This window comes from Pseudarthrobacter sp. efr-133-R2A-89, assembly GCF_030209315.1.
GTDB lineage: Bacteria > Actinomycetota > Actinomycetes > Actinomycetales > Micrococcaceae > Arthrobacter.
In genome coordinates, this window is record NZ_JARVSE010000003.1 from 77800 (window position 1) to 90469 (window position 12670).

10 protein-coding genes are annotated in these 12670 nt (G+C 64.4%); 7 read left to right on the top strand and 3 right to left on the bottom strand.

Going from position 1 to position 12670, the window contains the following annotated elements; translation table 11 throughout:
* Positions 1 to 14 precede the first annotated feature (14 nt).
* Entirely contained in the window at positions 15 to 1136 is a 1122-nt protein-coding gene (locus QRM95_RS06555) for an alpha/beta hydrolase (protein WP_285247002.1), read from the bottom strand.
* Positions 1137 to 1190: 54 nt separating this feature from the next.
* A complete protein-coding gene (locus QRM95_RS06560) occupies positions 1191 to 2459 on the bottom strand; it encodes an ABC transporter substrate-binding protein (RefSeq protein ID WP_285247003.1) in 1269 nt (422 codons plus the stop codon).
* A gap of 372 nt (positions 2460 to 2831) precedes the next feature.
* Between QRM95_RS06560 and QRM95_RS06565 the strand changes: the two genes are divergently transcribed.
* The 3 genes from QRM95_RS06565 to QRM95_RS06575 all read left to right on the top strand — a co-directional run bounded on the left by QRM95_RS06565 (position 2832) and on the right by QRM95_RS06575 (position 6321).
* Positions 2832 to 3776, top strand: a complete 945-nt coding sequence (locus tag QRM95_RS06565) for a carbohydrate ABC transporter permease (protein WP_285247004.1) — start codon at positions 2832 to 2834, stop codon at positions 3774 to 3776.
* Entirely contained in the window at positions 3766 to 4710 is a 945-nt protein-coding gene (locus QRM95_RS06570; protein WP_285247005.1) for a carbohydrate ABC transporter permease, read from the top strand. The genes QRM95_RS06565 and QRM95_RS06570 overlap by 11 nt, the downstream gene beginning before the upstream one ends.
* A 252-nt stretch (positions 4711 to 4962) precedes the next feature.
* Entirely contained in the window at positions 4963 to 6321 is a 1359-nt protein-coding gene (locus QRM95_RS06575) for an ABC transporter substrate-binding protein (protein ID WP_285247006.1), read from the top strand.
* Positions 6322 to 6472: 151 nt separating this feature from the next.
* Here the strand turns inward: QRM95_RS06575 and QRM95_RS06580 are convergent, their stop codons facing one another.
* Positions 6473 to 8500, bottom strand: a complete 2028-nt coding sequence (locus QRM95_RS06580) for a beta-galactosidase (RefSeq protein WP_285247007.1) — start codon at positions 8498 to 8500, stop codon at positions 6473 to 6475.
* 198 nt (positions 8501 to 8698) lie between these two features.
* On the opposite strand from QRM95_RS06580, the gene QRM95_RS06585 reads away from it, so the two are divergent.
* Genes QRM95_RS06585 through QRM95_RS06600 form a run of 4 tightly spaced genes read left to right on the top strand, consistent with a single transcriptional unit; the run spans position 8699 to position 12553 of the window.
* The gene (locus QRM95_RS06585) at positions 8699 to 9988 is read left to right on the top strand and encodes an ABC transporter substrate-binding protein (RefSeq protein ID WP_285247008.1); all 1290 of its coding nucleotides are present in this window, start codon (positions 8699 to 8701) and stop codon (positions 9986 to 9988) included.
* A 46-nt stretch (positions 9989 to 10034) separates the two neighbouring features.
* A complete protein-coding gene (locus QRM95_RS06590) occupies positions 10035 to 10988 on the top strand; it encodes a carbohydrate ABC transporter permease (RefSeq protein ID WP_285247009.1) in 954 nt (317 codons plus the stop codon).
* Positions 10985 to 11902, top strand: coding sequence for a carbohydrate ABC transporter permease (locus QRM95_RS06595; protein WP_285247010.1), 918 nt, complete (start codon positions 10985 to 10987; stop codon positions 11900 to 11902). The genes QRM95_RS06590 and QRM95_RS06595 overlap by 4 nt, the downstream gene beginning before the upstream one ends.
* An 18-nt stretch (positions 11903 to 11920) precedes the next feature.
* Complete coding sequence (locus QRM95_RS06600; protein ID WP_285247011.1) at positions 11921 to 12553, top strand: Poxvirus protein I5; 633 nt, start codon at positions 11921 to 11923, stop codon at positions 12551 to 12553.
* Positions 12554 to 12670 lie beyond the last annotated feature (117 nt).

The following is a 12670-nucleotide window of genomic DNA, read 5'->3' on the forward strand; positions in this document are numbered from 1 at the left end:
TTGCTGGTTGGGGGTCAGGAGGTGAGCGTTTCCGCCAGGAAGTCGATGGCCTCGTCCTGCATGGCCGCCGTGAAGACGTGCCCGCCGGGCCAGAGGCTGCCGGCATACCTGTCCGTGCCGCTGTGCAGGGATTCGAGTAACTGGTGGGCCTGCCGCATTCCGGCTTCCGGGAAGAGTTCGTCAGCAAGGGCGTACTGCACCAGGAACCGGGCGGACCCGGCGCGGGCGGTGAGTTCGGGCCAGTCACCCAGCTTCCACAGTCCAGGAGTCTGCAGCAGCCACGAATGTGCGTCGAGGTAAGCGGGGAAAAGGGACTCAAACGTGGTCATCATGCAGGTGACCACGGCGGCCCTGATGCGCGGGCTGAGGGCGGCGAGGGTGAGGGAACGGCCGCCGCCGCCGGAGAAACCGATGCACCCCAGGCTGCCCGCATCGACGCCGGGCAGTGCGGCCAGGACGTCGAGGGCGGCAAGGTCGTCATGGGCCACCATGCCGGCCAGGCTGGTGCCGAGCAGCCCCGCCGCCTTGGCCACAGTGTCCTCATGGACGCCGGCCGCGGCGTTGTATTCCTCCGCCTCGGAAGGCGCGACGCCGTCCGCCCGCCACTGCGCCTGCCGTGCGTCAACGGCCGCGGCGGTCCGCCATGGCGGGGCGGAGAGGTCAAACCTGCGGCTGCCCCAGGCAAACGTGTCATGGGCCAGGACAGCGAAACCCTGGCGGGCGATGCCGGTGGCCAGCGCACGGCCGTCATAGTGGCCTGCGCGTGCGGCAGCCGCAGACGGATGGGTTGTTGGGAGCTCCACCAGCCGGTCTGCGCCGCCGAACTTGTTTCCGCCGTGGCAGTGCAGGGCCAGGACGCCTGGCAGGGGGCCGGAATGTCCTGCCGGCCGGACCAGCCAGCCCGTGGTGCGCGGCCCGAAGCCCACCTGCCAGCTCAGTTCGGTGGTGGTGGCGTCGTCGTACGTTTCCTCCCACTGCACCCGAACCTCCAACGGCGCGGACGCAGCCGGGACGCCCAAGGCGTCCGAGAGTTCCTGCGCCGCTGCGGTGGATGCCCGGTGGCGGGGATGGGCCCGGACATAGGCAGGCCAATCGTCGTAGCCGGCGATGGCGCTGGGCCGTGTTGCCGTGATCATGTGCCTGCCTCCTTTCGTGGTTGGTGGCTGTTCGTCCGTCCGCCGCGGCAGGCGTCAGGCGAGGTTTTGGTTGACCTCTGAAATCATGCCTTTGGCGGCGTCCCGTGGCGCGATCTTTCCGAAGAGTACATCCGTGTTGTAACGGTTCAAAACTTCCAGGGTTGCGGATGATCCCGCCGGGAAGGGCTTGGGTGCCGGGATCTTCATGGCCGCTATCCGGTCCAGGTAGGTGGCTTCCTTCTGCTGGGTTTCCTTGAGCAGGGGAGTGATGCCGGCCTTCAGCTCGGTGTTGGCGGGCATGCCGCGGTCGCTCTTGATCTTGGTGGCCGCGTCCATGTTGTTGACCAGGTAGTTGACGAACAAGGCCGCTTCCTTGGGTTGGGCGGATTTGGACGAGATGGCGTATTCCATCGACGAACGCAGCCAGGCCCCCGGCGTCTTGCTTTCGCCCGGAAGTTTCATCATGACCAGCGGGGCGCCGGAGTAGGACGTCATCTGGTTGCTCCAGGAGATCTTCATTCCTTGCCTTCCCTGGCCCATCAGTGTCATCTCAGGCTGGGCGGACCCGTCCTCGACGGTCTGGGACGCGGAGGGTGCGCCCCCGGTTTCCATCAGCTTCTTGTTGAGCTCAAACCACTTGGCGAGCGTGTCCTCGCTGATACCCATCTTCTTGCCGTCGTCCGTGTAGAGCTCCTGGCCATTCTGGCGTGCCCAGACGGCGAGGAAGGAATCGTTGGCCATGGGGGTCGTGCCGAAAGTTCCGCCCGGCGACTTTTTGGAAATTTCCGCGGCGATCCGTGCGTAGTCGTCCCACGTCCACGTTTCGTCGTCCGGCAGCGGCACGCCGGCGGCCTCGAAGACCTTGGGGTCCAGGACCATGGACATGGAGTTGACCCCAGCCGTAATGGTGTACTGCTTTCCGTTGATCTTGCCCAGGTCGACAGTCCCGTCGGCGAACTTCGAGGTGTCGATCTGGTCCTTGACCTTGTCCAGGTCCAGGAGGACGCCGCGGCTGGAGTATTCGCTGGGGTAGGCGCCGCTCATGGCGATCACGTCCGGGGTGGTTCCGCCGGCGATCTGGGTGGCCATCTTGTCCCAGTAGGAGCTGAACTCGGTGTTCTCACCCTGGACCTTGATGGTGGGGTTGGCGGCTTCGAAGGCTTTGATGACCTCCATGGTGGTCTTTGCCCTGGAATCGTTGCCCCACCACGCGAACCGGATGGTGACGGGATCCTCCGCAGTCCCCACCTTCCCGGCCTGCTGGCTGTTGCCGCAGCCGGTAAGGACCATGGCAAGCGCTGCGGCGGCGCCGGTGATTCCCATTACCGATTTCCTGAGACCAAACCTCATTGTTGTCCCCCTCATTTTGGTGGTCACGTCCCCCTGCCAGATGTAACAGAAAACGTTTTCTCAAAAACTAACAAAGGGCTGTACAGGAGTCAAGAAACCGTTTACTTTGGTACGGAGCCGCTTTCTAAAACGACGCTCCCGGCGGGCGGAACCGCTCCAGCCCTGACGGGCAGGCGGCGGGCCCGCGAAGGGAGTCCAATTCCCCCCATCGCCTGGCGATGACCGAAACGTGGAGGCCACGATGACCAAAGGAGACCACATGGCCGCAAAGCATATTCCCAGGACGCGCCGTCCGGCCCCGCTGCCGGGCGACGCTTGCCTGCTGTCCGTGACGGAGCAGCAACCGTGAGCGCCATCAGCGAACTGTCTTCGTTGAGCCGGCGGAAGGGCAAAGCCACCGCTGAGGAGAAGAAGGCCAACAGGCGGGATAACAAGGCCGCCTATATTTTCCTGCTCCCGTGGCTGGTGGGCCTGGTGGCCATCACCATCGGCCCCATGTTGATGTCCCTCTACCTTTCCTTCACGGACTACAACCTGCTGCAGCCGCCGGAGTGGACGGGGCTGGACAACTTCACCAGGATGCTCAGCGACGCCCGGCTGCACAACTCGTTGCGGGTTACGTTCACGTACGTCCTGGTGGGTGTGCCACTGCAGCTGGCTGTGGCACTGCTGATCGCGCTCGTCCTGGATAAGGGGCTCCGCGGCCTTCCGTTTTACCGTTCCGTGTTCTACCTGCCGTCGCTGCTGGGCGGTTCGGTCGCCGTCGCCATCCTGTGGAAGCAGATCTTCGGCACCACCGGCCTGGTCAACCAGGTCCTGGCCATGTTCGGCATCCAGGGTCCCGGCTGGATCTCGGACCCCAGCACGGCCCTGGGATCCATCATCCTGCTGCACGTGTGGACCTTTGGCGCTCCGATGATCATCTTCCTCGCGGGCCTGCGCCAGATCCCCAACATGTACTACGAGGCGGCAAGGGTTGATGGTGCCACCACGCTCCAGCAGTTCTGGCGGATCACCATGCCGCTGCTGAGCCCCATCATCTTCTTCAACCTGGTACTGCAGATCATCGGTTCGTTCCAGTCCTTCACCCAGGCGTTCATCGTCTCCGGCGGCAACGGCGGACCTTCCGACTCAACGATGTTCTTCACCTTGTACCTCTACCAAAAGGGCTTCGGACAGTTCGACATGGGCTACGCCTCAGCCATGGCGTGGGTGCTGCTGCTCATCATCGGCGTCTTCACCGCCATCAACTTCATCGCTTCTAAGTATTGGGTTTTCTATGACGACTAAGCTTGAGACGCTGCCCACCCCGGACAAGAAGTCCGGGGGCGCCGGCAAGCCTACGAACCGCAAGCCCAGGGTCCGCGAGTCCCGGGGAACGCTGGCCTTCAGCAGGGCCCAGCGCGGCAAATCGCTGATGAAGCACGGCATCCTGATCCTGGCCGGCGGGCTGATGATCTACCCGCTCCTGTGGATGGTGGTCTCCTCGCTGCGGCCGAACGACCTGATTTTCCGTGAACCGGGCCTGTGGCTGAACAGCCTGGAAATGAGCAACTACACGTCCGGATGGTCGGCCCTGACGCACCCGTTCGGCCACTACATGATCAACTCCGCAATCGTGGTGATCGGCTCGATCCTGGGCAACCTGGTCTCCTGCTCGATGGCCGCCTACGCGTTCGCGCGGCTGCAGTTCACCGCCAAGAAGCTGTTCTTCGGCATCATGCTGCTCACCATCATGCTCCCGTTCCACGTGGTGATCGTGCCGCAGTACATCCTGTTCTCGCAGATCGGCTGGGTGAATACTTTCTGGCCGCTGATCGTCCCCAAGCTGCTGGCCACGGATGCGTTCTTCGTCTTCCTCATGGTGCAGTTCATCCGCGGCATCCCCAAGGAGCTTGACGAGGCCGCGAGGATCGACGGAGCCGGCCACCCGCGCATCTTCCTTCGCGTGATCCTGCCGCTGATGGTGCCGGCCCTGGCCACCACCACGATCTTCACGTTCATCTGGACCTGGAACGACTTCTTCGGCGCCCTGATCTACCTCACGGACCCGGATATGTTCACCGTTCCGGTGGCACTGCGCGCGTTCGTCGACTCGCAGTCCGCCACCAGCTGGGGATCCTTGTTCGCCATGTCCATCGTGTCCCTGCTGCCGGTCTTCCTGGTGTTCCTGTTCGGCCAGCGGTTCCTGATCAAGGGCATCGCCACCACGGGCATCAAGTAACGCCGGGCCTCACCCCGGCGCCATGCGCCCCTGCGCCACCTGTTTGAACGGCCCGTCGCCAGCGACGGGCCGTTCGCGCGTCATGGGATGGACGCACTTCGCATAACATCTTGTAATACAAGTTTTAGACTTGTAGTATTAGGTGCAGAAAGCGCTTTCGCAGCTTAGGCGCAGTCTTCGAAACCTCGACGGCTGCTGCCAGGCCATCCCCAACATCACCGCACCTTGATCAAAGAAGATCGGAGTTACACAGTGCCGCTTTTTCCCCGTCCTGCATTTGCTGCCAAGCAGCCGGCAGGGGCACCACCTTCACGCGCACCGCGCCGAACCCGGACAGCAGGTGCTGTCGCAGCCGCAGTCGCCGCAGTCATGGCCCTCAGTGCCTGCGGCGGGGGAGCCGCTCCGCAGAGCGCTGACGGAACCGTAGAGCTTCGCTTCTCCTGGTGGGGCGGCGACAAACGCGCCCAGTTGACACAGGAAGCCATCAAGCAGTTCGAAGCCGAAAACCCCAAAATCAAGATCAAGCCGGAGTTCGGCGACTGGAGTGGTTACTGGGACAAGCTCGCCACCCAGGTGGCAGCCAACGACGCCCCGGACATCATCCAGATGGACGAAAAATACATCACTGAATACTCCAGCCGCGGCGCGCTCCTGGATCTTTCCAAGTACGACGTCGACACCTCCAAACTGGACGAAGCGGCCCTGAATGCAGGCAAGAGCCAGAAGGGCCTGACGGGCATCGCGGCCGGCATCAACGCCGCCACCATCCTGGCCAACCCCGCAGTTTTCCAGGCCGCCGGAGTTCCGCTGCCGGATGACACCAAATGGACCTGGGACGATTTCGGCCGGATCGCCGCCGAGATCACCGCGAAGTCGCCAAAGGGCACCTACGGCGCGGCAGCTTACGGAACGGATGAGGCCTCCCTCGGAGTCTGGCTCCGGCAGGACGGCAAGTCCCTCTACACCTCCGACGGCAAGCTGGGCTTCGAGCCCGGTGACATCGCCGAATGGTGGGCGTTCCTCAAGGAATTGAGCCAGAAGAAGGCGGTGCCCTCCGCGTCCGAAGTGGTTGAGGCTGAGGCCGCTCCCCTGGACCAGAGCGGCCTGGCGACCGGCAAGAACGCCATGGCGTTCTGGTGGTCCAACCAGGCGCCTGCCCTTGAGAAGGCCAGCGGCGGAGACCTCAAGATCCTGCGGTTCCCCACCAAGACGGGATCGGCAGCCGACGCGGAGCTTTGGTACAAGGCCTCGCAGTTCTGGTCCGCTTCCTCGCGCACCAAGCACCCGCAGGAAACGGCCAAGTTCATCAACTTCCTGACCAACAACGTCAAAGCCGGCGAAGCGCTCCTGGCGGACCGTGGTGTGTATCCCAACGCTGATGTCCGGGCAGCCATCCAGTCAAAACTGACTCCGGCAGACGTCAAGGTGGTCACCTTCATCGACCAGATCAAGGGCGAACTTGGCGAAGCCCCGGCGCCGCCGCCAAAGGGTGCGGGAGCCATCCAGGAAATCATCAAGCGCTACACCTCGGAAGTCCTGTTTGACCGATTGTCCCCGGCCGACGCGGGCAAGAAGGCCACCGACGAGATGAAGTCCGCCATCGGCAGCTGATCCGCACGCCGCTACACGGCTCCGGACATCTCGGGCGGGTAACACCCCACCCGAGGCGTCCGACGGCGGGTGGCAGCTCCGCCCCGGCGGGAACCGATGGTTCCTTCCGGGGCGGAGCTGTTTCCCAGGCCCGTGCCGCCGTCGGCCGTCGTTAGGGCTTTGCCTGGCCCTCCGCCACCACCGCGGCGCCGCCGGCAGGAACCGTGCCCGGGAACGGCTCTCCGGTCAGCAGGTCCAGGCCGGTGGCCGACACGGCGGCATCCGCCCTCGTGTGGTTGATGGCGAAGAGGAAGCTGCGCCCCTCGGCGGACAGGCGCCGCACCAGTTCCACCCCGGGATCGGCAGCGGCGACGGGGGAAACGCCTGATTCGGCCAGCAGCTTGTCCACCAGGGCCTCAATGCCGTCGGCGTCGGGGAAGGTGGCCAGGTACCAGGCGGCCCCTGACCCGACAGGCCGCCGGGTCAGGGAGGGGACACCCTCCAAGGGGTATTCGGTAAAGGCCTGCATCACCTCGGCGCCGGCAAGGTGGACATGCTCGCTCCAGATGGATGAGGTGGTCCCGTCGCTCAACTTCAGCTGGGCCCCGGCCAGCAGCGGGTGGAACTCCTCCACCCGGACACCCAGGAGATCGCGGAACGCGCCCGGGTAGCCGCCGAGCCGCACATGGTCCTGAGCGTCCACGATGCCGCTGAAATAGCTGACCAGGACCGTGGCCCCGCTCGAAGCCGCAGCGGCGATGTTGGCGGCGGACTCATCGGACACGGCGTACAGCGTGCACACCAGGACCAGGTCGTAGCCGTCCAGTGACGTTGAGGGATGCACCAGGTCCACGGAGATGCCGCGGAGGACCAGCGACCGGTGGAACGCCCTGAGCAGCTCCAGGTACTTCACGTCGATGCTTGGCTTGGAGTCGATTTCACTGGCCCACCAGGCCTCGTAGTCGAAGACAATGGCGGCACGCGACTGGACCCGCGAACCGCGCACGGGTTCGAGGCGTTTCAGTGCCGCGCCGAGCTCCACCACCTCACGCCATACCCGCGTGTCCCGTCCCCCGTGCGGCACCATGGCGGAGTGGAACTTCTCAGACCCCGCAAAGCTTTGCCGCCACTGGAAGAACATCACGGCGTCCGCCCCGCGGGCCACGTGGGCCAGCGAATTGCGCAGCATCTCGCCGGGCATCTTGGGTTGGTTGCGCGGCTGCCAGTTGACCGCCGAGGTCGAATGTTCCATCAGGATCCACGGGTCGCCGCCCGCAATGCCGCGCGTGAGGTCCGCGCTGAACGCGAGTTCGACGTGGCGTTCCGGGTCCGAGGCCACCAGGTAGTGGTCGTTGGCGGTGACGTCCAGGTCTTTGGCCCAGCTGAAGTAGTCCATGGATTTGGTGGCACTTGAGGCCATCAGGTTGGTGGTGCAGGGGATGTCCGGGGTCACCTCGCGCAGGACGGTCACCAGCTCCCGGCAGTAGTCCATCAGCGCCCACGAGTTGAACCGCTGGAAGTCCAGTTGCTGGCCCGGGTTCAGGGTGGACGGTGCGACGGCGGGAGGCAGGATTTCCTCGAAGGATCCGTAGTTCTGGGACCAGAATGCCGTGCCCCAGGAAGCGTTCAAGGCATCGATGCTCCCGTACCGGCGTTCGAGCCAGGCCCGGAAGGCGGCTGCATCCTCTTCGCCGTAGAACTCCGAGACGTGGCAGCCCAGTTCGTTGTCCACATGCCACAGCGCCAGCGCGGGGTGGTCCTTGTAGCGTTCGGCGAGTGCGCGGGTGATCCCGGCGGCGTAGCGGCGGTACACGGCCGACGACGGCGTGTAGTGCCGCCTTGAGCCCGGTCCCAGCACGGTCCCGTCAGCCGTGACCGGCAGGATTTCCGGATGCTTGCGCACCAGCCAGGCCGGAGGTGCGGCCGTGGCGGTGGCCAGGGCCACTTTCACGCCAATCCCGGCGAGGTTGTCCAGGACTTCGTCCAGCCAGCCGAACTCGTACTGCCCCTCGGCGGGTTCCAGCAGGGCCCAGGAGAAAATCCCCACGCTGAGGAAATTCACGCCCGCCTCCTGCATAAGCTCCAAATCCTCCAGCCGGACACTCGCTGGCCACTGCTCAGGGTTGTAGTCGCCCCCGAACGCGATGCCTTCGACCGCGGACCAAACGCTCGACGGGCGGGTGCTTTCCTGCTGTGTCATGGGACTCCTTTGTCAACTGAGGGGCTGGCTTACGGTGAGGAAACGCTTTCTTGGATAGCGCTTGCCTGAGGGCTCGGAAAACGCTTGCCCATTCATTCGAATGCAGCTATTGTATCGTTTCAGACGCCGTGTTAGCCAGCTCACTACTTCCGTTGTAGACCGAGCCGAGGCAGGCACCCATTGAGCAAGGAGGCTCCCGTGATCAACAGAAGGCATTTCCTCACAACCGTGGCCATTGGCACCGCATCGGCCGCAGCCCTGGCAGCCTGCGGGAACGGAGGCAGCTCGTCCGGCCAGACCGGAACCGCCGAAAAACCGGTGACCATCAACTACACCTGGTGGGGCAACGACGACCGCGCCGAGCGGACCCGCAAGGCCATCGCCCTGTTCGAGTCGAAGAACCCGGATATCAAGGTCAACGGCAACTTCACGGACTTCGCCGGCTACTGGCAGAAGCGCGCCACCGAAGCGGCCGGCGGCGGCCTGCCTGACGTGATGCAGTGGGACCTGTCCTACCTTCGCGATTACGGCCAGCGCAACCAGCTCCTGGACCTGGGCACGGTGAAGATCGATACCTCCGCGTTCGAGAAATCACTCCTGCCGTCCGGCCAGATCAAGGGCAAGACCTACGGCATCCCCACCAGCACCAACGCCTTCGCGGTCTACTATGATCCCGCCAAGCTGGCCTCCCTGGGCATCGCCGAACCCACCGGCAAGTGGACCTGGTCCGAATTCCAGGCCTTCCTGAAGGAAGTTGGGGACAAGGGCAACGGCACCCTCTACGGCTCCACGGACTTCACCGGTGTCTGGTGGCAGTTCAACATCTGGCTCCGGCAGAAGAATATCCAGGCCTTCACCAGCGACGGGAAGCTGGGATTCAGCAAGGACGACCTGAAGACCTGGTGGAGCCTCAACTCGAAGCTGCGCGGCACCCAGGCCATCGTGCCGGAAGACAGGGTGACCCAGCTCAAGCCCAAGTCGCCGTTCGGCTCCAACGTCAGTGCCGCCGAGGTCACCTGGGACAACTTCATGGCCGGCTACCTGGCTGACAGCGGTGCCAAGCAACTCAAGCTGGTGCCGGTACCCTCGGACGACCCGAACAACCTGGGCCTGTTCCTGAAGCCGTCCATGCTGATGGTGGCCAGCGCCAAAACCAAGTTCAAGGACGCTGCCGCACGCTTCATCGATTTCATGGTCAACGATCCCGAGGTGGGCCAGATCTTCAAGACCTCCCGCGGCGTTCCGGCCTCCAAGACCCAGCGCGACGGCACCACCTTCGACGGCGCCGACAAGCTGGTGGTGGATTACGAGAAGTCCATCGAGCAGTACCTCAAAGACGCACCCGAGCCGCCCATTGTCGGTTTCGGCACGCTGGAAGCATCGTTCGGCCGGATCGCCTCCGACCTCAACTACGGCAAGCTCACCGTTGACGGTGCCGTCGACGCGTGGTTCAAGGAAGCCGAAGACCTCATCAAGCAGAACGCCTGATCCGGCCAGTGCCTGATCGAGTGTTCACGACTGACGGATTGAACTCGTGACTCAAAGCCCAACCCTGAGCAGGCGCCAGGGGCATCCCGGTACCGCGTTGCCGCGCAAGTCGCGGCAGCGCGGGGCGGATGCCCGCGCCGGTTACACCTTCCTGCTGCCCTGGCTGCTGGGTTTCATCGCCCTGACGGTCGGGCCGATGATCTCCTCCCTGTACCTCTCGTTCACCAACTACAACCTGTTCGAGCCGCCCAAGTGGATCGGTTTCGACAACTACGCCACCCTCTTCCAGGACGAACGCTTCCTGCAGTCCGTAGGCGTGACCCTGTCCTACGTGGTCTTCGGTACCCCGCTCAAGCTTGCCGCGGCACTGGCAGTGGCGATGCTGCTGAACAGCAAGCGCCGCGGCCAGGGCTTCTACCGGTCGGCGTTCTACGCCCCGTCCCTGATCGGGGCCTCGGTGTCCATCGCGATCGTCTGGAAGGCCATGTTCGGCGATTCCGGACCGGTGGACCAGGGCCTGTCCTTCTTCGGGATCAACATCGGCGGCTGGGTGGGGAATCCGTCCATGACCATGCCCATGATGATCCTGCTGACCGTGTGGCAGTTCGGCGCCCCGATGGTGATTTTCCTGGCCGGCCTGAAGCAGATCCCGGGCGAACTCTACGAGGCGGCATCGATGGACGGTGCCGGCCCGGTCCGGAAGTTCTTCAACATCACCTGGCCCATGCTCTCGCCGGTGATCTTCTTCAACCTCCTGATGGAAACCATCCACGCGTTCCAGATCTTCGCGTCGGCCTACATCATCTCCAACGGTGACGGCGGCCCCGCCGGCTCCACCCTCTTCTACACCCTCTACCTGTACCTGCGGGGCTTCAGCGACTTCCGGATGGGCTACGCGTCGGCCATGGCCTGGCTGCTGGTGATCGTGGTCGGCATCATCACGCTGATCTTCTTCCGCACTTCCAAGTCCTGGGTCCACTACAGCGGTGATGCAAAATGACAACCACGGCAACCCCCGTCCAGCCGGCCCCCGGCGCCACCGCCCCGGCCTACAACCCGAAGTCCGAATCCACCACCGCCAAACGCGCCAAGAGCACCATCTTCCACGCCGCAGCCCTCCTGCTGACCTGCGTGGTGCTCTACCCGGCCCTGTGGATGATCGCCTCCGCGTTCAAACCCAACTCCGAAATCGGCGGCCAGAACACGTCGCTGTGGTCCAACAACTTCAGCTTTGACAACTTCGCCACCGCGATGGACGGAATCGGCGGGGTCTCCACCCTGCAGTTCTTCACCAACTCGCTGATCCTGGCCATCGGCGCCGTCGTCGGCACCATCCTCTCCGCGAGCGTGTCCGCCTACGCCTTCGCCCGGATCAAATTCCCCGGCCGCAGCGTGTTCTTCGGCATGATGATCGCCACCTTGCTGCTGCCGTTCCATGTGGTGATCATCCCGCAGTACATCATCTTCCAGCAGCTCGGACTGGTGGACACCTACGTCCCCCTGCTCATCGGCAAGTTCCTCGCCGGAGACGCGTTCTTCGTGTTCCTGATGGTGCAGTTCATGCGCAACCTGCCCGCCGAACTCGACGAAGCAGCCCGCATCGACGGCGCAGGGCACGTCCGGATTTTCACCTCCATCATGCTGCCCCTGATGAAACCGGCCCTGATCTCCACCTCGATCTTCTCCTTCATCTGGAGCTGGAACGACTTCCTGGGCCCCCTGCTGTACCTGAACACCCCCGACAAATACCCGCTGCCCCTGGCCCTGCGCCTCTTCGTGGACCAAACCCAGTCCTCGGACTACGGCGCCATGATCGCCATGTCTGTCCTGGCCCTGCTCCCCGTGCTGATCTTCTTCCTGATCTTCCAGCGGTACATCGTCGAGGGCGTTTCCACCCAGGGCCTCAAGGGCTGACGGTCAACGGAGAGAAAAATGAGCGCCATGGACAGCACCACCCCCGTTTCCGGCCACGAGCCAATCCCGGTGAACCGGTTTGCCCTGTTCTCCGAAACCCTCCTGGCAGGCCTGCTGGTGCTGGTGCTGTCCATTCCGCTGGTGACCCTGCCGGCCGCCTACGCGGCCGGCATCGCCCACCTGGAACGGCACCTGGCCGGCCGGGATGATTCCGTCCGCGGACTCTGGAGCCTCTTCAAGGCGGCACTGCCCGGCAGCTGGAAGCTGGGCCTCACGACGGCGGCGGCCGGCGTCGTGATTGTCCTCAACCTTTTACTCGCCTGGGTGGGGCAACTGCCGGGCCGTGGAGTGGTGCTTCCCGCCACCCTGGTGCTGGCGGCCGGAGCGGCGGTCGTGCTGCTCCGCACCGCCTCGGCCTGGACCGACGCAACCGGCCAAGGCACCTCCGCAGGGGATTCCTGGCGCACGGCCCTCCAGGCCGGGCAGGCAATGACCCTGCGCGACTGGACCGGTTCGCTGCTGCTCGCGGCCGCGCTGTTCTGCGCCGTGGTGTTCGTCTGGATGCTCGCGGCACTCTTCGTGGTAGTCCCCGGCACCCTCATCCTCGCCGCGGCGGCAGTGAAACTGCGCTCCGGCCGGCCCCGACGCTAGCTGTGCCGTTCCGCCGCGCCCGAACCGAACAACGCGCCCGTACCGAACAACGCGGCCAACCCGGGCCCGGCCAACCTCGCTGGTACCACCCGCTGAAGCGGCACAACTACCGGCTGT